This is a genomic window from Bartonella alsatica (assembly GCF_013388295.1).
GTDB classification, from domain to species: domain Bacteria; phylum Pseudomonadota; class Alphaproteobacteria; order Rhizobiales; family Rhizobiaceae; genus Bartonella; species Bartonella alsatica.
This window is the reverse complement of record NZ_CP058235.1, coordinates 1,008,970-1,033,474: the sequence shown is the minus strand read 5'-3', so window position 1 is coordinate 1,033,474 and position 24,505 is coordinate 1,008,970. Positions and strand designations below refer to the sequence as shown.

General features: G+C 36.2%; 20 protein-coding genes. 11 read left to right on the top strand and 9 right to left on the bottom strand.

What is annotated here, in order from left to right; genetic code table 11:
• Window positions 1–14 precede the first annotated feature (14 nt).
• The 3 genes from argB to dnaK all read right to left on the bottom strand — a co-directional run bounded on the left by argB (window position 15) and on the right by dnaK (window position 6,124).
• Window positions 15–920: an acetylglutamate kinase gene (argB, locus tag HWV54_RS04260; RefSeq protein ID WP_005866417.1), complete on the bottom strand. Its 906-nt coding sequence runs from the start codon at window positions 918–920 to the stop codon at window positions 15–17.
• A 2,007-nt stretch (window positions 921–2,927) separates the two neighbouring features.
• The gene (gene dnaJ, locus HWV54_RS04255; RefSeq protein ID WP_005866421.1) at window positions 2,928–4,073 is read right to left on the bottom strand and encodes a molecular chaperone DnaJ; all 1,146 of its coding nucleotides are present in this window, start codon (window positions 4,071–4,073) and stop codon (window positions 2,928–2,930) included.
• 158 nt (window positions 4,074–4,231) lie between these two features.
• On the bottom strand, window positions 4,232–6,124 hold the full coding sequence (gene dnaK, locus HWV54_RS04250; RefSeq protein ID WP_005866423.1) for a molecular chaperone DnaK: 1,893 nt from the start codon (window positions 6,122–6,124) through the stop codon (window positions 4,232–4,234).
• A gap of 855 nt (window positions 6,125–6,979) precedes the next feature.
• Here dnaK and HWV54_RS04245 point away from each other — a divergent pair.
• Window positions 6,980–7,537: a copper chaperone PCu(A)C gene (locus tag HWV54_RS04245; RefSeq protein ID WP_005866425.1), complete on the top strand. Its 558-nt coding sequence runs from the start codon at window positions 6,980–6,982 to the stop codon at window positions 7,535–7,537.
• Window positions 7,538–7,645: 108 nt separating this feature from the next.
• Here the strand turns inward: HWV54_RS04245 and lysM are convergent, their stop codons facing one another.
• On the bottom strand, window positions 7,646–8,101 hold the full coding sequence (gene lysM, locus HWV54_RS04240; protein ID WP_005866427.1) for a peptidoglycan-binding protein LysM: 456 nt from the start codon (window positions 8,099–8,101) through the stop codon (window positions 7,646–7,648).
• 376 nt (window positions 8,102–8,477) lie between these two features.
• Between lysM and HWV54_RS04235 the strand changes: the two genes are divergently transcribed.
• The 6 genes from HWV54_RS04235 (at window position 8,478) to thpR (ending at window position 13,545) form a co-directional block, all read left to right on the top strand.
• Window positions 8,478–9,200, top strand: a complete 723-nt coding sequence (locus HWV54_RS04235; RefSeq protein WP_005866429.1) for a response regulator transcription factor — start codon at window positions 8,478–8,480, stop codon at window positions 9,198–9,200.
• A 39-nt stretch (window positions 9,201–9,239) separates the two neighbouring features.
• On the top strand, window positions 9,240–11,024 hold the full coding sequence (locus tag HWV54_RS04230) for a sensor histidine kinase (RefSeq protein ID WP_005866431.1): 1,785 nt from the start codon (window positions 9,240–9,242) through the stop codon (window positions 11,022–11,024).
• Between the two features lie 23 nt (window positions 11,025–11,047).
• Window positions 11,048–11,512 carry an HPr kinase/phosphatase C-terminal domain-containing protein gene (locus HWV54_RS04225; protein WP_005866433.1) on the top strand — a complete coding sequence of 155 codons (465 nt, stop codon included), beginning with the start codon at window positions 11,048–11,050 and terminating at the stop codon, window positions 11,510–11,512.
• Window positions 11,513–11,644: 132 nt separating this feature from the next.
• A complete protein-coding gene (locus HWV54_RS04220) occupies window positions 11,645–12,034 on the top strand; it encodes a PTS sugar transporter subunit IIA (protein WP_005866435.1) in 390 nt (129 codons plus the stop codon).
• 25 nt (window positions 12,035–12,059) lie between these two features.
• Window positions 12,060–12,356 (top strand): HPr family phosphocarrier protein, encoded by a 297-nt coding sequence (locus HWV54_RS04215; protein WP_005866437.1) that lies wholly within the window; start codon window positions 12,060–12,062, stop codon window positions 12,354–12,356.
• A gap of 649 nt (window positions 12,357–13,005) precedes the next feature.
• Entirely contained in the window at window positions 13,006–13,545 is a 540-nt protein-coding gene (thpR, locus tag HWV54_RS04210; protein ID WP_005866439.1) for an RNA 2',3'-cyclic phosphodiesterase, read from the top strand.
• Between the two features lie 109 nt (window positions 13,546–13,654).
• Here thpR and grpE read toward each other — a convergent pair whose 3' ends face one another.
• The gene (gene grpE / locus HWV54_RS04205) at window positions 13,655–14,317 is read right to left on the bottom strand and encodes a nucleotide exchange factor GrpE (RefSeq protein ID WP_005866441.1); all 663 of its coding nucleotides are present in this window, start codon (window positions 14,315–14,317) and stop codon (window positions 13,655–13,657) included.
• A gap of 123 nt (window positions 14,318–14,440) precedes the next feature.
• Window positions 14,441–15,511, bottom strand: a complete 1,071-nt coding sequence (gene hrcA, locus HWV54_RS04200; protein WP_005866443.1) for a heat-inducible transcriptional repressor HrcA — start codon at window positions 15,509–15,511, stop codon at window positions 14,441–14,443.
• 312 nt (window positions 15,512–15,823) lie between these two features.
• Here hrcA and HWV54_RS04195 point away from each other — a divergent pair, with 312 nt between their 5' ends.
• On the top strand, window positions 15,824–16,474 hold the full coding sequence (locus tag HWV54_RS04195) for a non-canonical purine NTP pyrophosphatase (protein ID WP_005866445.1): 651 nt from the start codon (window positions 15,824–15,826) through the stop codon (window positions 16,472–16,474).
• Window positions 16,471–17,670: a radical SAM family heme chaperone HemW gene (gene hemW / locus HWV54_RS04190; RefSeq protein WP_005866447.1), complete on the top strand. Its 1,200-nt coding sequence runs from the start codon at window positions 16,471–16,473 to the stop codon at window positions 17,668–17,670. The genes HWV54_RS04195 and hemW overlap by 4 nt, the downstream gene beginning before the upstream one ends.
• Before the next feature lie 100 nt (window positions 17,671–17,770).
• On the opposite strand, the gene dapE is transcribed toward hemW, so the two are convergent.
• The 3 genes from dapE to HWV54_RS04175 all read right to left on the bottom strand — a co-directional run bounded on the left by dapE (window position 17,771) and on the right by HWV54_RS04175 (window position 20,719).
• Window positions 17,771–18,943 carry a succinyl-diaminopimelate desuccinylase gene (gene dapE / locus HWV54_RS04185; protein WP_005866449.1) on the bottom strand — a complete coding sequence of 391 codons (1,173 nt, stop codon included), beginning with the start codon at window positions 18,941–18,943 and terminating at the stop codon, window positions 17,771–17,773.
• A gap of 216 nt (window positions 18,944–19,159) precedes the next feature.
• Window positions 19,160–19,906: a M48 family metallopeptidase gene (locus tag HWV54_RS04180; protein WP_005866451.1), complete on the bottom strand. Its 747-nt coding sequence runs from the start codon at window positions 19,904–19,906 to the stop codon at window positions 19,160–19,162.
• A gap of 33 nt (window positions 19,907–19,939) precedes the next feature.
• Complete coding sequence (locus HWV54_RS04175; RefSeq protein WP_005866453.1) at window positions 19,940–20,719, bottom strand: alpha/beta hydrolase; 780 nt, start codon at window positions 20,717–20,719, stop codon at window positions 19,940–19,942.
• Window positions 20,720–20,910: 191 nt separating this feature from the next.
• Between HWV54_RS04175 and infC the strand changes: the two genes are divergently transcribed.
• Complete coding sequence (infC, locus tag HWV54_RS04170) at window positions 20,911–21,429, top strand: translation initiation factor IF-3 (RefSeq protein WP_040296407.1); 519 nt, start codon at window positions 20,911–20,913, stop codon at window positions 21,427–21,429.
• A 213-nt stretch (window positions 21,430–21,642) separates the two neighbouring features.
• Window positions 21,643–23,409, top strand: coding sequence for an ABC transporter ATP-binding protein (locus tag HWV54_RS04165; protein ID WP_005866458.1), 1,767 nt, complete (start codon window positions 21,643–21,645; stop codon window positions 23,407–23,409).
• Window positions 23,410–24,505: the final 1,096 nt, after the last annotated feature.

Genomic DNA, 24,505 nt, shown 5'->3' with positions numbered 1-24,505 from the left:
ATTCTTCACATACCTTATGAAACAATAAGCGTTCCAATTCCCTGTTCAGTAAACAGTTCTAGCAAGACAGAATGGGGAGTTTTGCCGTTTAAAATGACAACACCTTCCACACCATTTTGAAGAGCTTTTATACAAGTCTCTACTTTTGGGATCATACCATCTGAAATTGTAGCATTTTTGATAAGGTTTTCAGCTTCAGAAATCGTCAATTCCTTGAAAAGTTTACCCTGTTTATCTAAAACACCAGGAACATCTGTTAAAAATAAAAGACGTTTGGCCTCTAATGCACCAGCAATAGCTCCAGCAAAAACATCAGCATTAATATTATAGGTTTTGCCATCGCGGCCTGGAGCCACAGGAGCAAGAACTGGAATCATTTCAGAACATGCCAAAAGATCCAACAATCTACGGTCAACTTCAATAGGTTCACCAACAAATCCCAAATCTAAAACACGTTCAATATGCGAATCCGGATCAATTACAGTTTTATAAGCCTTTTCAGCAAAAACCATATTGCCGTCCTTGCCACACAGCCCTATTGCCCATTCACCTTCAGCGTTGATGAGAGCAACAATTTCCTTGTTTATGGAACCCGCTAAAACCATTTCAACAACTTCGACGATCCGTTCATCAGTTACGCGTAAACCATTTTCAAACCGTGATTCAATCCCCATTTTCAACAAAATTTCAGCAATTTGAGGACCTCCTCCATGAACAACAACAGGGTTAATGCCTGATTGCTTCAACAGAGCAATATCACGCGCAAATGCTCGCCCTAAAGCAGGATCACCCATAGCATGACCGCCATATTTTACAACAACTGTTTCATTTTCATATTTTTGCATATAGGGTAAAGCAGACGACAAAAATGCGGCTTGTTTTTCAAAAACATCTGCAGCATTGTTTTTAATATCATCCATTAAAAGAGTCTCCTCATTACTGTTTATCTTCTCTTTTAGTGGAGTTTAGAAAAAGTGAAAATAAATTTTACTTTATCTATCCCCCCTAAATATTGTCAATTTTTCTTTAAATTACGATAAAAGTGATAATGGAACGAATCAAAAACAGCTTTCTTAAAAAGAATTGGCATCAAAAAATTGAACAAAATAAGTATAAAAAACATTATTGTCCCATATTTTATTTATAAAATATGGCAGCAGAGTTTAGAAGAACTTTCAAGTCATGCTTCACATCCAATTTACTGATTTTACCCTATAATGGAATTTTTAACAATGAATATAGACACCGACATATCCCAATATTTCCCAATATCAGATTCCCCCATAGAGATATATTCTATCTAAGTGAACTATATAACCTTGACTTTAAAAAGTGTCTTTTTTCAATAACTGAAAATTAAAAATATTAATTGAATGATCCACTCCTATACATATTACGGAGAATTACAATATATTGATTTATAATGATAATTTGCTATTTTGAACCTTAAAAGAGAGTACCAAGTATAAAAATATCCTCACCGTTTCAAACCCATTTATGATGAATCAATAAAAAACGTTTGCTTGCCATTATAAGTAGAATTGGTCTATGGATAACACCTTTTAAAAAAGGACTAAGAATGTCTCTTCTTAATCCCTAAAATGCTATTGCAATCGTACCATTGGAAATAAATGAGATAGTATTGGCATATTTACAGTGTCATATCAGAAAACCTCTAGCATGATTTAGCATTCTACTCTGATCAAACTATTCAAATTTCTTTGAAGAGACTCAAATACCTCTTCATAAACTTTACCTTATCATCACATGAAGGTAGCTCTATTAAATTAATCAAGAATAAAATTGTACTTTCCTTTTTTTATGAAAAAACAATTTGTTTTATATAGAAAGTTCTTATAATAACTTAAAAAGTATGAAAAAAAGTAAATGATAAATATACTTATTCTTTGAGTTACTCATATGATATAAGAATTATTCTTTATTTACTCTATTTACGAAATAAACAAAATCAGCATAGTTAGCATAAACTATTTAAATCAAATCTATATCACCAAATTTAATTTTTTTCCTTATTCATAAACCATCTGTTCATTCAAAGAATAGCAGGATTCTCCTCATAAGTAGTAACTAAATTCTATCTCAACTTCTTCAACACTTATTCGATTCAATAAAAGGTAAAAATTAATCGTAAAAACTATTCCTTAAGATTAAAATATCCAAAATGAAAATCACTCTTTCTGTTAGTTTACAAGAGGACACAATCTTTTCATTTATAAGCATTCATATTCAAAAAACAATCTAAATGAGGTGTTTGAAACATTATTACAATCCTCAAATTATAAATTTATGCAGGCTTATAATTTTTTCATATAACAAAATTAAGCATAACAGAGTGCACAAGGAAAATTTCAATCCACTTCTATCATCTCAGATATCCTTGAATATACAACAATATATTTGCTAACTCGAATGCAAAGTTCTCTGTAACTCACCTATATCAATAATCATTGATAGTATATTAAAGCATACTATTAAAATCCATGTTAGGCCTTAGCTTTGTGCATTTACAATCTTATCAAATTTTATTTTTAATCAAACGATTGTACAAATATACAATTTAAATGACAGCTTGATTACAAACTAAAAAAATCACAAAAAACTCTCATGCCTAAAGTGCAGCTATAGTAATATTGGAAATGTTCTCAGTAACTCAGCATTTTTTATCACATGGATAAGCTCTTTTGCAAACCTCAGAGACCCTTGACATAATACTTACCCATAGAGCTATGAAATGAAATGCAAAAATCACCCTATAACAGAAACTCATCTTAAAACAGCTAAAAGAAATTCTTCTTTCTTTAAGTAGGAGGGCCCTAATCCTTTTACAGATTGTGATGTAATAAAAAATTTAATGAACATAATCATTCAACCATACTCTTCTCACAATTAATTCTGACACCCATGCATCAACTTTGTCCTGAAATATTTTCAAAAAATTCTTTCATACGTGAAAAAAAACCATGAGACTGTGGGGAATTCTCATGGTTTGAAAGTTCTGCAAATTTTTGTAATAATTCGCGTTGCTCTTGTGTTAATTTCTGTGGTGTTTCAATAGTGATATGAATATACAGATCACCCCTTACTTGCTGACGACGCAACATAGGCATTCCTTTTCCTTTAAGGCGAAACTGTCGTCCACTTTGTGTACCTTCTGGAACCTTAACACGCGCTTTGACACCATCAAGATCAGAAACCTCAAATTCACCTCCTAAAGCAGCTGTAACCATCGAAATAGGAACGCGACAATGAAGATCTGCCCCTTCTCTCTGAAAAAACTCATGCGGTTTAATGGAAAGAAAAATATAAAGATCGCCACTAGGACCACCACGAATGCCAGCTTCTCCCTCACCAGAAAGACGAATACGGGTACCATCTTCAATACCAGCTGGAATATTCACACTTAATGAACGTGTTTTCTCCACCCGTCTTGTTCCCTGACATTTTGAGCATGGATCTGTAATCGTTTCACCACGTCCATGACATGTAGGACATGTTCGTTCAATAGAAAAGAAACCTTGTGCAGCACGCACCCGACCAGCTCCATGACACGATCTACAAACTTGTGGTTTAGAGCCTTTTTTCGTTCCTGATCCTTCACAAACATCACAAGTAACGGAACTAGGAATATTAATTTGTGCGTTTTTTCCTGAAAATGCTTCTTCCAACGTCACTTCCATATTATAACTCAGATCAGCACCACGCTCACGACCATCATTGCGCTTACGGTGCATCCCTCCCATGATTTCACCAAAAAAATCTTCAAAAATATCAGCGAATCCACCACCCGCAGCAAAACCACTAAAGGGATTTGCTCCCTCTCGTCCACTATTTTCAAAAGCCGCGTGACCGAATCTATCATAAGCAGCACGCTTTTGAGGATCTTTCAGAACTTCATAAGCTTCGCCAATTTCTTTAAATTTCCGTTCAGCCTCTTTATCTCCTGCGTTGCGATCAGGATGATATTGCATTGCCAACTTACGAAAAGCAGATTTCAACTTTTTATCATCACATTCGCGAGTCACGCCAAGAATTTCATAATAATCTACTTTCATCATGTATTCCTGATAAATTTTTTGTATCCATTTTCATGGATAATATTTACTTTCAATTTATATTTTTAGCAAAAAAGTTACAACTCATCCTAAATAATAAAGCCCAGCCTTCTATTTCAAAGGCCGGGTTTATCAAGTGATCAATACATTTGCTTCCACTATTTCTTCTTATCATTAATTTCTTCAAAATCAGCATCGACCACATCATCATCCTTTGTATCTGTTTCAGTATTGTCTGTTGCTGTCTGTGAAGCTTCATACATAGCCTGGCCAAGCTTTATACTAACTTCTGCCAATTTCTGCATTTTTGCTGTTATTTCTTCAGTATCCGTGCCTTCAAGTGCAGACTTTAAATCAGACATTGCAGTTTCAATCTGGCCTTTATCTTCTGCTGATATTTTATCGCCATATTCAGTCAACGATTTCTCAGTTGAATGGATAAGAGCTTCCGCTTGATTTTTAGCTTCAACACCTTTACGGCGTTTTTTGTCTTCAGCTGCATGCTCTTCTGCATCTTTGACCATTTTTTCAATGTCAGCATCACTTAAACCACCTGATGCCTGAATACGAATTTGATGTTCTTTACCGGTTCCTTTATCTTTAGCCGAAACATTGACAATACCATTCGCATCAATATCAAAAGTAACCTCAATCTGAGGCATACCACGTGGTGCTGGTGGAATACCAACAAGATCAAATTGAGCCAATAACTTGTTATCATTCGCCATTTCACGTTCGCCTTGAAAAACACGAATAGTTACAGCACTCTGATTATCATCAGCTGTTGAAAAAACTTGTGATTTTTTAGTTGGGATAGTGGTATTGCGTTCGATGAGACGTGTGAAAACCCCACCCAATGTTTCAATCCCCAAAGACAAAGGTGTCACATCCAAGAGCAATACGTCTTTCACATCGCCCTGTAATACACCTCCTTGGATGGCCGCCCCCATTGCTACAACTTCATCGGGATTAACGCCCTTATGTGGATCCTTGCCGAAAAAGCTTTGCACAACTTCTTGAATCTTGGGCATACGTGTCATACCACCCACTAAAACAACTTCGTCAATCTCACCAGCTTTCAGCCCTGCATCCTTCAATGCAGCTTTACAAGGCTCGATAGTGCGCTGAACCAAATCGTCAACGAGAGATTCAAATTTTGCACGAGTCAATTTCATCGTTAAATGCTTGGGACCAGATTGATCAGCTGTAATAAATGGCAAATTGATTTCCGTTTGTTGTGAAGAAGAAAGCTCAATCTTTGCTTTTTCTGCTGCTTCTTTTAAACGTTGCAATGCTAGCTTATCATTTTTTAGATCAATTCCTTGTTCTTTCTTGAATTCATCGGCAAAATAACCGACCAAGCGCATGTCAAAATCTTCACCCCCTAAAAAAGTATCTCCATTGGTCGACTTAACTTCAAAAACGCCATCTCCAATTTCAAGCACAGAAATATCAAATGTACCACCACCAAGATCGTAAACAGCAATAGTTTTTCCGTCTTTTTTATCCAAACCATACGCTAAAGCAGCAGCTGTTGGCTCATTGATAATCCGCAAAACCTCTAATCCAGCAATTTTACCTGCATCTTTAGTAGCCTGACGTTGTGCATCATTGAAATACGCAGGAACAGTAATAACGGCTTGCTCAACTTTTTCACCAAGATAAGACTCGGCAGTTTCTTTCATCTTTTGCAAAATCATAGCTGAAATTTGTGACGGAGAATATTTCTTACCTGCCTCTTCAACCCACGCATCACCATTATCGCCTTTAATAATCTTATAAGGCACAAGCGCTTTATCTTTTTCAACCATCGGATCATCAAAACGGCGGCCAATCAATCGTTTAACTGCAAAAACCGTTCCTTCAGGGTTTGTTACCGCTTGCCGTTTAGCAGGTTGTCCAACAAGTCGCTCCCCCCCATCGGTAAAGGCAACAACCGAAGGTGTTGTACGCGCTCCTTCTGAATTTTCAATAACCTTTGCGTTTTTGCCATCCATGACAGCGACACAAGAGTTAGTTGTCCCCAAATCAATTCCAATTACTTTTGCCATATTATAATCTCCATTTCAGCAAGCTACTTCAACCTTCATCAAGCATCTTTCTAAGACAGCTCCTCATAACACTCAAAGCCTGTACCTCACTTCAAGTTACACAAACAATAAACCACAAGTCTCAACAAGCCTTTCTGTTTTGTATATAAGAATAGGCTTTTACTGCTACAAGAGAGTAATGAGAGAAACATTCGCAAAATAAAATTTTTCTTTAATAAAGTAGGCATGCTACTCATGTGCAAACGCCTTCTTTACTAATAGCGTCATAAGCATATCTTTCTTACGATTCTTATAATCATACCAAATCGTACCAACCTTTAAAATTGAAAACAATAATTACGAATTTTCCCTTAAATTCTCATAGTTATATAAGATTCTGGTAGGAAAACTTTTTGAAATATCACTCAGAAGTAAATATTCTATACCCAAAATATCACAATCTGCCTTAATCAAACCTTTATAATAAACATTCTTTATACGATAAACAAATGCTGATGTTTTTTACATCACCTAATCTATAGCGTTAAACCTCATATTATTAAATACACTGTTTGTGAGAATATTATCTGTCGATCTATTCTTAACAACTCTACTTCTAGGCTCCTAATTATTAACTGCTATTAAAGGCTCTGCTTTGCATACACTCAACATCTTCTTCTCTTTAATCTACATATTAAATTTTTAATATAGTTAAGAATATTCTTTCGCCTTTAAATGTATCGTTAAAATAAAAAATCTATTTATTCTTGCCTCGTTCATATAACTTTAGCAATTCTCTCTTTTATTTTTAATAAAAACTCTGCTAAATACGACAAGAATTATTCAAAAATGAATCTAATGCAGGAGGGTGAATCAATGATAATATCAATTATCGAGAAAACAAAAAAACTTGTATCTAAATATACAACTTACGCACAATATCATCCAGTCAAAAAGGTTGTCAGAAATCTCCTAAGAGCTTTTCTCTTTACTTGCATAACCCTACCTGCAGCCGCACACCAATATAAAGTAGGAGATATAGAAATCCTTCATCCTTGGACGCGCGAAACACCTAAAGGTATAAAAGTTGCTAGCGGTTATCTCTACATCATTAATCACAGTAATATCCCAGATCGTTTGGTTTCCGTTTCAACAAAAGGGGTACAGACAACAGAAATTCACTCTATGGCCGTTGTTAATGATATTATGAAAATGGACAAAATGCACCAAGGCATTGAAATTCCCGGCAATGGTGAAATTACCCTTAAACCCGGTGGTGATCATATTATGTTCATAGGGCTTTCACAACCATTCAAACCAGGTGACAAAATTAAGGCAAAATTGACGTTTGAAAAAGCTGGAACTATTAATATTTTCTTTTCTGTAAACGCTATGAGAAGAAAATCACCTTCCCAATCAGCCCCTACTCACTAAATTCTTTTACCACCACTCCATTAAAGTAAGAAGCGTAGAAAAAATATCTACTCTTCTTTTGTTTAATGCTGTAAAATATACTGTAAAGAAATAAAAATTTTTCTGTTTTTAAGTGCAATTAATTTCAGGAATACGCAAAACTTGTCCAGGATAAATTTTATCGGGAGATTTTAACATTGGCTTATTAGCTTCAAAAATAAATGTATTTTTATCACCTTGCCCTTTTCCATAAACTTCTTCAGCAATTTTCCAAAGATTATCACCCGATTTAACCTCATAAAAGCGAGAAGCTTTTGTAGGTACAGTATCAGCAATCTTTAATTGATCAATATCAACAGAAGAGATACCTTGCGCATTACCAACTACCAAAAGTGCTTTTTCAAGTGTTTCTCTATTTGGAACTTCACCACTTAAAATAGCTTTATCATTTTCAATCTGGATATTTACTTTTTCTGTGTCAAGTTGAAAACTATCAAATGCAGCCTTAAAATCTTTTTCTTTTGGCTCATAATCTCCAACACCAAGCTTTTCGCCAACCGTTTTAATAAAATTAAAAAATCCCATTATGGTCTCCTTTCGTGCAGTGGAAGCAAATTTTTTGCGCATATATCACTACACCCTTTTCTTTGCTCTTAAAAACAGATAGGCGGTTTTTCTAAACTTCAACAATTAAAAACAAACCTGTTCAATTCTGGGACAAAAACAATAATAAACTTTGATAAAAAACATCTCTATGAAAATTTTCTTTTAAACGAAGGGATCTTTACATGCATAAAAGCATTATGAAATTGCAAAGATAAAACAAGCTTTTATCGTAAAAATGAAAGGGGGTTTACTTTGCTATAATTTGTACCACATTTGTTTTGCAAAAAAAATGTGAACTCCCATATAAATAGCGTGGATAGTTTGCTACCACAGCAATAGAAAGGTCTAAGGAGCCATGAAAGATACACCAACAATCACGCAAACGATTGTACTTGTTGATGATGATCGCAATATTTTGACATCTTTATCTTTTGCGCTTGAGACAGAAGGCTATCGGGTTGAAAGCTATACAGATGGAGCATCTGCACTCAAAGGTCTAACACTCCATCCCCCACATTTAGCTATTTTTGATATTAAAATGCCCCGAATGGATGGAATGGAACTTTTGCGTCGATTGCGTCAAAAATCTGATATTCCTGTTATTTTTCTTACCTCTAAGGATGATGAAATTGATGAACTGTTTGGTCTCAAAATGGGAGCAGATGATTTTATTACAAAACCTTTCTCTCAACGTCTTCTCATAGAACGCGTGAAAGCTATTTTGCGTCGTTCTAATGCACGTAACCAACCAATTGCAACAGGAACTTCTCCCACTTCTTCTCTTAAGCGAGGAGATCTGGTGATGGATCAAGAGCGCCACACCTGTACATGGAAAGATAAACCTGTTATCTTAACTGTTACAGAATTTTTGATTCTACAGACCTTAGCACAAAGGCCAGGAGTGGTAAAAAGTCGTGATGCTTTGATGGATGCCGCTTATAGTGATCAAGTCTATGTAGATGACCGCACCATTGATAGTCACATTAAACGTCTGCGTAAAAAGTTTAAACAAGTGGATGATGATTTTGCAATGATTGAAACACTTTATGGTGTAGGCTATCGTTTTCACGAGGTATGAAACTATTTTGTCGCAAAAGTTTGAACGGCGATCAAATCGATGACAAAAAATATTCAACTGGAAACTCTGCAAAAAACGTCACAAAATGGTATCCCATCAACGCCATTTCCCATGTTTGCCCATTTGCATCTCAGGATACAGCGTCTTCTTAGACAATTGCTTTTTTCTAGTCTTACACGCCGCATTGTTATATTAAATATTGCTGCTCTTGCTGTTCTGGTTACAGGCATTTTATATCTTAATCAATTTCGCGATGGTTTAATTGAAGCGAAAATAAAAAGTCTATGCACCCAAGGAAAAATTATCGCTGGCGCTATTGCTGCTTCTGCAACAATAGATACGAATTCCATCCTCATTGATCCGCAAAAACTTCTAGAATTACAAGCTGGAGAAAGTGTTACACCTGCTCCGCAATCAACCGATTCTTGGGACTTTCCCATTAACCCTGAACAAGTTGCCCCTCTTTTACGACGTCTTATCACACCCAAAACAACAAGGGCACGTATTTATGATCGGGATGCTACTTTACTTCTTGATTCGCGTGTTCTTTATTCTAGTGGCGAAGTTTTTAGCTATGATTTACCCCCGTTAAAAATTAAACAAAACATATGGGAACGCTTCTCTTTATGGTTTTCAAGCGTATTTTATGACAAGGGTATTACTATTGATAGAGAAAAAGCAAAGAACAGTGGTATTGCTTATCCAGAAGTTTATCGAGCATTAAATGGATCTCTTGCTACCGCTAAACGACGTAATAGACAAGGTCAATTAATCGTTTCTGTTGCTGTCCCTGTTCAACGTTATCGTGCAGTAGTGGGAGCGCTTCTTCTTTCAACCACTGGTTCAGATATTGATGACATTGTAAAAGGCGAAAGATTGGTCATCTTTAAAGTCTTTGCCGTTGTAGGTAGTGTGCTTTTTGTACTGTCTCTATTTTTAGCTCATACGATTGCGCATCCACTAAGCAAATTATCTGCTTCTGCCAACCGTGTACGTAAAGGCCATAATAAGCGCATAGAAATTCCTGATTTTTCAATGCGTGAAGATGAAATTGGTCACCTTTCGACCTCTATTCGTGACATGACCAATGCTCTTTATATGCGTATTGAAGCTATTGAACGTTTTGCTGCTGATGTAAGCCATGAATTAAAAAATCCACTTACCTCATTACGAAGTGCTGTTGAAACGCTCCCACTGGCTAAAAATGAAGAAGCACAAGAACAATTGTTTGAAATTATTCAACATGATGTACGTCGTCTTGACCGTTTGATTACTGATATTTCTGATGCTTCACGGCTCGATGCAGAGCTTGCTCGTGAAACTGCACAGATTGTTGATATGAAACAGCTTTTGGAGAGTCTTGTTCACGCTGTACAGGAAGTATACCGAAATACACAAACCATTGATATAAATCTCAATATTGTCCCACGTTCTCATGGGAAAGCCTATCTTGTGTTAGGACATGAACTCCGTTTAGGACAAGTTATTTCCAATCTCCTTGAAAACGCACGTTCTTTTGTTCCCCATGATAACGGTAAAATTTATATAACCATGAAAAGTCATGCTTCAACCCTCATTTTAACCATTGAAGATAATGGCCCTGGTATTCGTTCAGAGAATATTGAACGCATTTTTGAACGCTTCTATACGGATCGACCAAACGAAGATGCTTTTGGTCAAAACTCAGGACTCGGCCTTTCTATTAGTCGGCAAATCATTGAAGCTCATAATGGGACAATCAAAGCTGAAAATATTGTTGACCCTGAATTTGGAAATAGTAAAACTGGTGCTCGTTTTATTATTATGCTTCCCTTCGCTAAATAAATTATTTACCCAAAGCAAAAGGCATGAAAACAAAAAATGAAATACTCCACGCAAATTGCCTTCAATTGGGAGGAAGAGGGCTATTGATTATAGGCCCATCAGGATCAGGTAAATCAACTCTTACCCTTTCTTTGCTCGATCGCGCTGAGTGGTCAAAACGTGAAGCGAAACTTATCAGTGATGATTACACAATGCTCCGAGTGCAAGATGGAAAACTATACGGATACACTCCAGAAGGTTTACAAGGTGGTATTGAGATTCGTGGTGTTGGCCTTTATATGATAGAATTTGAAAAGCAAACGGCTATCGATTGTGTCATTCTTCTCGGCCCTGAATATGAACGCTTTTCCACAAATCAAACTTTCCAATTTGCAGATCTACATATCCCTCTTTTAAAACTTCCTAGCCTTCATGAAGCCGATTGTACAGCCATTTGTCAGGCTATTGAAGCATTCTTTTTTAGAAAAATATGGCATAAATCAGTTTAATTTTTTTCTAAATATAAAAAAATCATTATTTTTGCCTTTTTTTGCAAATTTTTCTTGGCAGAAGAACAAAGCTTTGTAAAATATGCTTCCCACCAATATGGTCGGATCTTTAGTTAACAGGAGTTCGTGTAAATGATTGGTCTCGTGCTTGTAACGCACGGTGAGTTGGCTATTGAATTTCTACATGCAGTAGAACATGTTGTTGGAACACAAGAAAAGTTCGCAACAATATGTGTCTACCCTGATGATGACATAGATCAACGCCGAGGTGATATTATAGCTGCGGTTTCCTCTACAGATACAAACCATGGCGTGATTATACTAACAGACGTGTTTGGTGGAACACCATCAAATATGGCTATTCCTGCTATTGAAAAAGGACGTGTTGAAATGATTGCAGGTGTTAATCTTCCGATGCTCATTAAACTGATCTCTATTCGCCAATGCCCTGATATTTCATTATCAGAAGCTTTAAGAATAGCGCAAGAAGCAGGACGTAAATATATTAATGTACCAGTATAATTTTATAGCGGATAATTAATCACTTATGCTTTTTAAAGACCCTCTTCCATCTAAACTAAGTCGTCATTTCAATATTTGTAATAAACGTGGATTGCATGCACGTGCTTCTGCAAAATTTGTTCAAACTGTTGATAATTTTAATGCAATTGTTGAAGTTGAAAAAGATGGGAAAATTGTTGGCGGTTCATCAATTATGGGACTTATGATGTTAGCAGCCTCCTCTGGTTGTAACCTCACTATTCGCGTTTGGGGACCAGAAGCAACTGATGCTCTCGATGCTCTTGAAAAGCTCATAAATAATAAATTTGGAGAAGAGAATTAAAGTTTCTTATCTTCAAAAGGTATGATCATCCCTAAAATAAGCAAAAACTCTCGTCATTATTATTTTGATTCGCTTCCTTGCTTTCTTCTTAAAAGTACTAATATTCATATCCGTTATGGATTTGTGTTACAGTTATCGTAGGCGCAAATGTTTGCTAGACAGTTGTGTTGTGCACAATGATTTATTTTTGTTTTTGTTTCAAACTACATTTGGTCGATTTAAATGTTTGTTATGTATTCTAGGTGTTATACTACTTAACATGTATGCTGAAATATTTACAAAAAGAGAAACATTCATTCTTTATTGGATATGTTAACTTTTAAGCTATTTTAAAAAATGTAAAAATGATCCCAAAATTACAAATCCATCAACTTTCCTTATCTTATAGCTGGATTTGTAGTGTTATAAATGAAAGCACAAATATCTCCCCTTTACTGCATATCTTTACAATGAAACACACATTAATACGATTTTTGTTTTCAACATAACCATTCTTTTTTTTAAGCTTAATAAAGCTTTATGAATTCAACTCTTCATTATAACACTTTTTAGACATTATTTTTCTACATAATCAACTTATTATTGGTACATTTCTTTATTATTTGCCATTGCATTTGCTATGGCATTTTTTCAACTTTAAGGAGATAATATGTGCCGTTTATTTAGTGCTCTTCAGATTCCTCAAAAAACAACTGAAACACTCATATCGCTGCAAAAGGGCTTACCGAACGCGCAGTGGATCAAATCACAAAATTTTCATGTTACTTTATCTTTTTTTGGTGAAGTTAAAAGTTCAGTAGCAGATGAACTTATGTGCGCCTTTGATACAATAAAGATCCCTCCTTTTGTGCTAAAAACAAAGGGTTTTGAAGTCTTTGGTTCAAAAAACGCTCCACATTCTCTTGTTGTTCTTATTGAACCTTGTGAAACTCTCAATCTTTTACACGAAAAGATGCAATGTATTCGGAACAGCTTGAGCTTAACACCTGATGAAAAACAGTTTATTCCGCATATTACTATTGCGCGACTGCTCAATATTAAGCCGGAAGATCTTCCTTCTTACATATCTTCTCAAAATAATTTTTCATTTCCTTCTTTCAAAGTCGATCATTTCGTTTTATTGTTATCGCCATCCCCCTCAAGCGATGCTCCGTATATTTTGAAAGGAAGTTGGTCACTTCAAAAGTAAAAGAGTGTTTTATTACTGTCTAGAGCTCTTTTTTATAAAATGCTTCACAAAAATGGGACAATTGTGTGTGATATCATATTTTTGCGCGGGGGCATTTTTACTAGATGTATCAAACTGGATCAGATTCAACAGTAGACTCTTTCATCCCTCCCTTGGCTACTCCTACTATAGCTGGACGTAATACACGGTCACCAATAACATAACCTGCCTGAACAACTTGCTGAACAGTATTATCTGGTACATCGGTATTCGGGATTTCAAACATCGCTTGATGAAAGTGAGGATCAAATTTTTGTCCTTCTGGATGAATTTTCTGCACTCCGTGACGTTCTAACGCTGCTATCATTGCACGCTCAGTCATTTCTACACCCTCAGCTAATGTTTTTAAACCAACATCATTCTCCTTTGCCCCTTCCGGAATAGCCTCCAAAGCACGATTGAGGTTATCAGAAACAGATAACATATCACGTGCAAAATTAGCAATTGAATAAGCCTTCGCATCTGCCACATCACGTGCAGTACGACGTCGAAGGTTTTCCATGTCTGCAGCAAGACGTAAAAGTTGATCTTTTAGCTGTTGATTTTCATCCTGCAAAGCAACCAACGGATCAACAAACTCATTTTTTTCCTCTTCAATCTCTGCGCGAGTCTCTGTTTCACGCGTTTTTAAAAACTCATCAGCTGCTTTTTTAAGTGCATCGCGATCAGCTGGATCTTTTAAATCACAGTTTTCAAATGAAGCGTCAGTAAATTTGTTTTTTTCATTAGACATAAAAATTCCATTCCTTCATAAGATTTGTTATTCTCGATATCGAAATTTCACAGACAAAAATCAAGGGGGTATTTACACAATCTTAATATAACGAATATCTATAGTATAAATTTTTTAGTCATTTTAACGCAACAGTTGTGATACAAGTTGAGCTGTATAATCAACCATAGGCACAATCCTTGCATAATTAAGCCGTGTAGGCCCAATAACTCCTAAAGCACCAATAACTCTTTGTTTTGAATCACGATAAGGTGCTACCACTAAAGAAGAGCCAGAAAGCGAAAACAACTTATTTTCTGAACCAATAAAGATACGAACGCCCGAACCTTCATCGGTTAAGTCGAGAAGCTGTGCCATACTTTCACGCGTTTCAAGGTCATCAAACAAATGCCGTAACCGCTCTAAATCTTCTTCTGCTTTCACATCTTCAAGCAAATTGCTACGCCCACGAACAATAAGGTGTATTTTATGATCAGCATCTTCTCCGCCCCAAAGAGCTAATCCCGTTTCAACAAGATGTTGGGATAAACGATCAAGCGCGGCTCGTGTTTCTGAACATAAACGTACAATTTCTTCTTTAGCTTCACTCAATGTACGCCCCTGAATATGAGCATTAAGAAAATTCGTTGCTTCTGTCAATTGTGCATGGGTAACCCCTTCCGGTAAATGAACAATACGATTTTCAACCTCACCTTGTTGAGTTACTAAAACAGCAAGAGCGTGTTCCCTATCAAGGCGTACAAATTCAATATGCTTCAACGTCCCTTCATATTTCGTTGCTAAAACAAGTCCTGCACCACGTGAAAGATCTGAAAGAACACGGCTTGCTTGAACGAGAAAATGCTCAACTGATTGCGCGTGGCCAGCTTCTTTGACTTGCATTTCAATACTCTCACGCTCCTCGTTTGGCAAATCACCCGCTTCCATAAACGCATCAACAAAAAATCGTAACCCTGATTGTGTCGGCATACGACCTGCAGATACATGAGGTGCATAAATCAAACCGAGATGTTCAAGATCACTCATAACATTGCGAATCGTTGCTGGTGATAATGTCTGTCGCAAAAGCTTAGAAAGATTTCGTGATCCTACAGGTTCACCATCATTAAGATAAGCTTCTACAATATGGCGAAAGATATCCCGCGAACGCTCATCAAGATATTTTAGTTCATCATCAATAGGTTTGTGCTTCATCACAATTGTTTCATTACTTTAAAACACCTCTTTTATATAAGTCTTGCCAAGGTTTGGTCAAATAGTCTAAAGCAGTGCAAAAGTATATCATATATTTATAGTAAAAATGCTACCATCAAAAAAAGGTATCGTCTATATATCTTTTTAATTATTGCCATCACAAAATACAAAAGATTTCATTTAAGTGGAATATTAATAAACATGCAAAAAGATGTATCCCGTAAAATCTGGCAAAATTTGTCTATATAAGGTTTAAACTGATTTTTAGTACAAAAATAGTACCCCTCTCTTTTTACCTCTGGAGAAATTTACATGAGAAGTATAGCAACCCAAAAACTTGTCATTGCTACACACAACACCAGTAAATTGCACGAAATTATCACTTTGATCTCTCCCTTCGGTTTAACTATACAATCAGCAAAAGAGCTTGGATTGCCAGAACCTAAAGAAACGGGAACAACATTTGAAGAAAATGCTTATATTAAAGCTTTTTCAGCAGCAAAAAATACAGGGCTTCCTGCCCTTTCTGACGATTCAGGCTTGGAAGTGGACGCATTGGGTAATGCACCAGGCGTTAATACCGCTGATTGGGCTCTTCAACCTGATGGTTCACGTAATTTTTTAAAAGCTATGCAAAAAATAGAAGATGAACTCCAAAAAATCGGAGCGCATAAAAAAAGCCAACGAAAATGCCGTTTTATATCAGTCATATGCATTGCATGGCCTGATGCTCATGCAGATTATTTTCATGGTAATGTTGAAGGTACATTCATTTGGCCTCCACGTGGAGATAAAGGTTTTGGTTTCGATCCTATTTTTTTACCAGATGGATATGCCAATACCTTTGGTGAAATGTCAATGGAACAAAAACATGGCTGGAAACTCAATGATAAAACACCCCCGCTCTCACATCGCGCACGTGCCTTTAAACTTTTAGCCCAAAACCTCATGACACTCTCATGAATGAATTCTTTGGTATTTACATTCACTGGCCCTTTTGCACTGCAAAATGTCCTTATTGTGATTTTAATTCACATGTTCGTGTTCATGGTGTTGATCAACCACGTTTTGTAACCGCCTTTGAACGTGAAATAGAAACACAGTCCCATAAAATAGGACCGCGTCATATTACCAGTATTTTTATTGGCGGAGGAACTCCCTCTCTTATGATGCCTCAGACTGTTGATGCCTTATTGCAAGCACTTACAAAAAAATGGACAATCGATGATAAAGTTGAAATCACATTAGAAGCTAACCCATCAAGCGTGGAAGTACAACGCTTTCGTGAATACCGAGCAGCAGGTGTTAATCGCTTATCTCTCGGCATACAGGCTCTCAATGACAAAGCATTGCGACAACTTGGTCGGCTTCATGATGTAAAACAAGCTCTTCACGCTATTACTTTAGCGCGGGAGATTTTTCCACGTTTATCCTTTGATTTAATTTATGCTCGTCCCGAACAAACCCTTGAACAATGGAAATGTGAACTTTTTCAAGCTCTTGATTTGGCAACAGACCACCTTTCTCTTTATCAACTGACTATAGAAGAAGGAACCGCTTTTAAACGGCTTCATACCACAGGAAGACTTATCCTTCCCGCATCAGAACTTGCAGCAGATCTATATCATCTTACCCAAGAAATAACTTCACAAAAGGGATTTCCTGCCTATGAAATCTCAAATTATGCAATCCCCGGTGCCGAATCAGCGCATAATCTTCTCTATTGGCGTTATTATGAATATGCAGGCTTTGGTCCAGGAGCCCATGGTCGCTTTATTGAGCACTCACCAAATTCCTTCTCTGCTTCATCAAAAGAATCTGATTTTCAACTTGAAAACTGTAAACGTTATGTCACAATAAATGAAAAATATCCCGAACATTGGCTTGAATTGGTAGAAACTCTGGGACATGGCTGTATTGAAACAGAACAATTGACCACTGAACAACAAGCAAATGAAATGCTCCTCATGGGTTTGCGTCTTTGCGAAGGTTTAGATCTTTCGCGTTATAAAATCTTAAACCCCAAAAGCCTACCAATGGAAAAACTTATCGATTTACAACAACAAGGGTTGGTAGAAATGATAGGAAACGAACGCTTAAAAGCAACCAATAAAGGACGAATCCTTCTTGATCACATCATTAGCCAATTAGCAACCTAAAATCTCTACAATTCTAACCTATTATCACGTCAATTGTGACATAATACAGTTTTCAATTCGTGGCAAAAATGTTGTTGAAAAAAATTAATTCCTTTTTATTTTATGCAAAAAAATCAACAATGAAACGCTCATAAATAGCCGTGAGAGTTTCCATTGCATCGAGAGTCACACACTCATCCACCATGTGCATTGTCTGCCCTGGTAATCCAAATTCAACTACTGGGCAATAATCCTTTATAAATCGTGCATCCGAAGTCCCCCCCGAAGTTGAATATTCTGGTATATTCCCTGTTATACTTTTAATAGCATTTGATAATGTATTAATGAGTTTATCATTTTGGGATAAAAAAACATCCCCCAAACTTGGAATCCACTCAAGCTGATAGGAAGGCAAATGATAAGAATCGTTTTTTGATTGCACTGTTCTTAGTCGTTCTTCAATTTCCCTCATAAGCGTTTCTTTTGTCCAAAGATCGTTGTAGCGTATATTAAAACGAACTGTTGCCTGCGCTGGAATAACATTCACTGCAGAGTTACCCGTATCAATAGCTGTTAATTCCAAATTACTTGGTTGAAAATTTTCTGTGCCTTGATCTAAAGCAGCTTGTGTCAATGCCTGGATAAGCTTACTTACTAAAGGCAATGGATTGGCTGCTCGCTCAGGAAACGCTACATGACCTTGACGACCTTTAACGGTAAGAATACCAGAAATTGATCCCCGACGACCAATTTTGATCACATCACCAACAGCTGTTACGCTTGTTGGTTCTCCTACAAGAGCGGCGGTCCATTTTTCACCTTTTTGTTCTGCCCATTTAAGAAGTTTGACAGTACCGTTAAGTGCAGGACCTTCTTCATCACCGGTAATCAAAAAGCTTATCATACCTTTAATAGACTGTTTTTCAAGAACTCGAGCAAGTGCCGCTACAAAACAAGCAATCCCGCCCTTCATATCTACAGCCCCTCGCCCATATAATTTCCCCTGATCTATTACAGCTTCAAAAGGAGGATACGTCCAATATTCCAATGCCCCTGGTGGCACAACATCTGTATGGCCTGCAAACATAAGATGCGGACCTTCTTTCCCTATCTTGGCATAAAGATTTTCAACATTTTCTGTATTTTTATCTGAAAAAACAGGCCTCTCAACACAAAACCCCATCTTTGTTAGAAATTGTTCCAATTTTGATAAGACACCCGCTTCATGAGGTGTTACAGAAGGGCAACGAATAAGCGCCTGTAATAATTGAATAGGATCTGTAAGAACAGACATAAGCGCTTTTCCAATCTAAAATGAAAGAATTATCAGAAATTATTAAGCTGAATTACACAAAAAATAAAGCAAAAACATTGAAGACACTCAGCAAACTAAGCAGGGGAAGACAGTATTGCTGAGGCTTCAATGAATTCCTCATCATGCGACGAAGTACACACATAATGGAATGCTAAATAAAAAGTTCCATCGAAGATTATCTTCTTCAGGTTTTTTTCATATTTCTAACTTATATGAGTGAAAATTGATCATTTGCAGCGTATGACCATTTTCCTTTAACCAAGCACGATATATTTTACTTGCGGGATAAAGTTTTTCACAAAGAGCCCAAAATTTTGGTCCGTGATTCATTTCAACAAGATGGGCGACCTCATGCACAACAACATATTCAACAATTTCTTTTGGCGCCATAACAAGACGCCAAGAAAAAGAAAGGCGTCCTCCTATTGAACAAGAACCCCAGCGACTTTTAGTATCTTTATAGCAAATTGATTTCACTTTACGCTCTACTTTATGCGCATAATATACAACCAATGGCGTTATAGTGAGCGCAGCCTGTTTTTTTAAAATATCAGCAACACGTCTTGGTAAATATTCTAATTGACCATAAACGATAATTTGAGACTCTTGCCCCACATCCTGTGTAATGATCTCTGTTATCCCGCGTCCTGCTTTATGTCTTATAGTATGTGGAACACCTAATACAGAAATCGTTACACCTTCTTGAAGATAAGAATTTTCATGAGAAACTTTTACGTGAGCAAGACGTGCCTCAATCCAAGATCGGTGTTTTTCAATAAAACCTTGAATCGAATAGAGATTTATCGCTGGTGGTGTTGTTATACAAATCCCCTTACCACTCCTATCAATACGTAATGTAAGACGGCGCGCATGTTTATGTTCCCGTACACGTAGAGGAATAATGCGATCAGAGAAAATAAAAGGCTGTTCATAAACGATCATATATCATGTCTTTATCAATAATAAATTTGGCCTTTACCTTGTATTAATTCGATCAATTAATAATTTCAGCACCGTTTCAAGGCACTCCAAATCTTGTGGACGAGAAAAACGATGATCTGCATCACGAACAAGTGTTAATGTTACATCATGTAAAGGCAAATGATTAAGTAAAGACAATGTATGCTGATAAGGTATATCTTCATCTTCCATCCCTTGTAAAATATGAATAGGACACCCAACATCAATACATCCCTTCATGACGCAGTTATCTCGTCCATCTTCAATCAACGCTTTTGTAAAAGGCATCGGCTCATCATCACCAACCGCAGGTCGTTCAACATATCCTTTTTCTTCCAAAATTTTCCATTCCTCCAGACCTAATGCTGGTTCCACCAAGGTTTGTGTAAAATCAGGAGCTGGTGCAACCAACACCATGCCAGCAAGCCTCTTGTTTTTCTGCGCTAGCATCATAGCAAGCTTTAGTGCAATCCATCCCCCCATAGAAGAACCAATCAAAACTTGTGGACCTTCACAATAGGTTTCAAAAACCGCTACACTTTCCTTAAGCCAACGTGAAATCGTGCCTTGAAAAAAATCACCCTTCGATTCTCCATGGCCAGAGTAATCAAAACGCAAACAAGACAACTCATTCTTCTGAGCAAAACTATCAATAAATACAGCTTTTTTCCCTAACATATCGGATTGATAGCCAGAAAGCCAAACTAAACCAGGGAAGCAATGCCCTTTGCGATGGCGTACTGCAAGAGGAGTGCCTTCAAACGAAAAAAATTGGCAAGGAATATTTTGTTCCATAATGTTTTTCCTCTATAAAACATTTTAATACTTGTAAAAGAAAAATTTTTATACTCCTAATTAAATCCAAAAGTCATAAATCAAATATGTAAAAGCATGAATTCTAGTTGTTTTTCTGTGTATAATTGTATATTAATTACCTGTAGATGAATCAAAATTAAGGAGCATAAACCATTCGCAGACCCTTTAAAATAACACCTACCCAGAAAGATGGACCGCGTTCAAATCAGGATATTCGAGTTCCTCGTGTTCAACTTATCAATGACGAGGGACAACATCAGGGAGTCGTTGCAATACAGGAAGCGCTTGCTATGGCCGCAGATGCAGGGCTTGATTTGGTTGAAATTGTCCCAAATGCAGAACCACCCGTGTGTAAAATCATTGATTTGGGAAAATTAAAATATCAGACCCAAAAAAAAGCAGCTGAGACACGTAAAAAACAAAAGATTATTGAAATCAAAGAAATTAAGATGCGGCCGAATGTTGATGTTCATGATTATGGCGTAAAGCTTAAGGCTATCCATCGTTTTATTGGTAATGGTGATAAAGTAAAGATTACTTTGCGTTTTCGTGGTCGTGAAATGGCTCACCAAGATCTTGGATTAAAGCTTCTTCAGCGGGTTAAAGAAGATACAAGTGAAATTGCTAAAATCGAATCTGAGCCAAAGCTCGAAGGCCGTCAAATGATGATGGTGATAGCAGCTAAATGATTTTTTATTGGAAGCATGTATAAAATACAAATCATTCAGAATTAAGTGCTTTGAAAGCACCACAGAATGTTGTAGTGGTGCTTTTAAGTGAGTAGTAACTGTTTAGCGACCTCTTTATTAAAAAGAATACATCTTTTTATCAAAGAAACTAAATGCCTTTAATAAGAGTGCTTCAATCTTGCATAAAACAACGATAGAATATAGAAGCACTTCATGATAAAAAAACGAATTTCTACTCTTGATAAATATCTTATAATCCGTCTTTTACAAGAAAATTTTTATAAACACGTGCGTTGGTACAGTGCTGCTATTTTTTCAATGATCATCATTGCTTGTACAACTGCAGCCAGCGCATGGATTATGCGTGACGTTGTCAATTATATTATTGATGCGCAGAATTTTGCTATGATTGTTTTTATTTCTAGCATCATTGCTTTCATTTTCATTCTCAAAGGAATTGCTACTTTCTCCCAAACTTATTTTTTGAGCAAAGCAGGTAACAGCATCGTTGCTGAACAACAGCGTAAAATTTACGCGCGCCTTATGGAACAGGGTGTCTCTTTTTATCACAATAATACTTCATCTGATCTTCTTGTCCGCGTAACTCACAATGCTACAGCAGTGCGTAATATTATTGATACAATTATCACAACTTTTGTGCGTGATTTGCTTTCTGTTAGTGGTCTATTGCTTGTCATGTTTATTCAAAATTGCACTTTAATCGCTATTACTTTAATAGTAGGACCACTAGCTTTTTTAGGAATTCGAATGGCTTTAAAACGTATTCGATGCCTTGTCGAAAAAGAACTTTTTTCACTCAGTGAAATCATCAAAATTGTACAAGAAAGTTCTATTGGTATTCGAGTCATCAAAGCCTTTTCATTAGAAGAATTAATGAAAAAACGTATGAACAAAGCTATTAGCGATGTGGAAAAACAAGCAAACACTATTGCAACACTTCAAGCTATTACAAATCCGATTATGGAAACACTAGCTGGTATTGCCATTGCGGGTATTATCTGTTTTTCTGGCTACCTTGCAACCCAACGCACAGGCGTTCAAGGTGAATTTATGTCCTTTATTGTTGCTTTGCTTCTTGCTTATGAGCCGGCCAAAAGGCTAGCAAACGTACGAGTTAAAATTGAAGCTGGTTTAGTTAATATTCGTACAATGTTTGACGTACTTGATCACCCTCTTACAGTTATAGAACATGAAAAAGCTAAGGATCTGGTTAAAATACAAGGAAGTATCCGTTTCGAAGATGTTTCTTTTGCATATACGGATGACCAAATGGTATTAAAGAACATCAATCTAGAAATAGAACCTGGAAAAATGACAGCGTTGGTAGGACCATCTGGTTCAGGAAAATCAACCGTTATCAACCTTATTATGCGCCTTTATGACCCCCAAAAGGGGCGCATATTGATCAATGAACAAGACATCCGCTATACTACATTTCGCTCTCTTAGAAAGCTGATGGCTTATGTAGGGCAGGATACTTTTCTCTTTCAAGGAACCGTTAAATATAACATCGGACTTGGAAAAGACAGAGCCAGTGACGACGACATTATCAAAGCAGCAAAAACAGCCAATGCTCACGACTTTATTATGAATCTACCGAATGGTTATAATACACAGATCGGTGATAATGGCTGTAATCTTTCAGGTGGACAAAAACAACGAATCGCTATTGCTAGAGCTATCATTCATAACAGTGAAATTCTAATTCTTGATGAAGCAACAAGTGCGTTAGATTCGCGTACTGAAACACAAATTAATGAAGCGCTTCATCACCTCACCAAAGGACGCACCACTATCATCATTGCCCATCGTCTTTCAACGATTTCTCGTGCTCATAAAATTGTTGTTATAAAAAATGGTCAACTTATTGAACAAGGTACCCAAGAAGAATTGTTGGCAAAGGAAAATAGTTTTTATAAAAAACTGTATAATGACCAATTCAAAAAGCACACGTTCTAATTTCTAAATTCTTAAGTAAGATTTAAGATAAAACTAGATAGATGATCAGTTTCTTTTGCAAAGAACAGAGAGGTAGCATAAAAAAGTATTATATAAAGTATAGCTACGAGAAAAAAATTTATGGTTTATTGAAATGCGTTTCTAGAATTTGTATGAGAATTGAAAATCTTACTTATTGTTTTATTGAAAGCGTTTATTTTGTTTTTAAAATAGGGGGTTGATAGCAAGGGATTCCCCTTTCCTTAGGTAAATAGCCATAAATTTTATCAATTCTAATATGCGTAAAGGAAATTCATATTAAGTTTTGTAAAAACTTGTTAAGGACTATGGTAGTAAAGCTGTAATGATCTATACATCTTTTTCTAAATCCCTCCCTGTGCTGTCAGTTATAGTTCGCACTATACACTATAACTAAACTCAGTATGCGAAGAAAGCATTAAAAAAAAGCACGGAAAGGTTTAGTTTAAAACTTTTTGCTGTAGTGGGTATTTTGGATCAAATTTTCGTTTTATTCTCACATCTAAGAACGGAAACGCTATTACTCGAGTACCTAACCTTCTTGAATAATTTAAAAATACACATGTTATTAGTGATAAAAGCTATATTTTTATCATTTCTTACCATTTAAGCAGGGAAATACTACATAACTATGATGGATATTTTACAAAAAACATTACTTTATCAAATGCATCTTCAATAATATATAAACAAATTGACCTATAATGATAATTTATCATTTTATAATTTGAATAAGAACTTCAAATAATGCAAAATTTTTTCAGTTAAATCTTTGCATTCAAAATCAAAAAAATTGTTCGCTTGCACACCATAAAAAAGGTCAACGTGTGAATAAAAAACCTTTTAAGAAAGAATTAAGAATACCACTCATGAACTATTGCAATGGAAAAGTAATACAACATTGAAAGATAGCACATAAATGATGATGCTGTTGCGTAAAAATATCACCACCTAGTGGGTTTTACGTTCTACCTCATGGTCAGTTGCTCACGAAATAGAGTTGGAAGTAACGAGAAATGCTAAAATAAGTATATAAATGAAAAATATAATGGTATGCCGTTTTTCATAAAGAGTACGA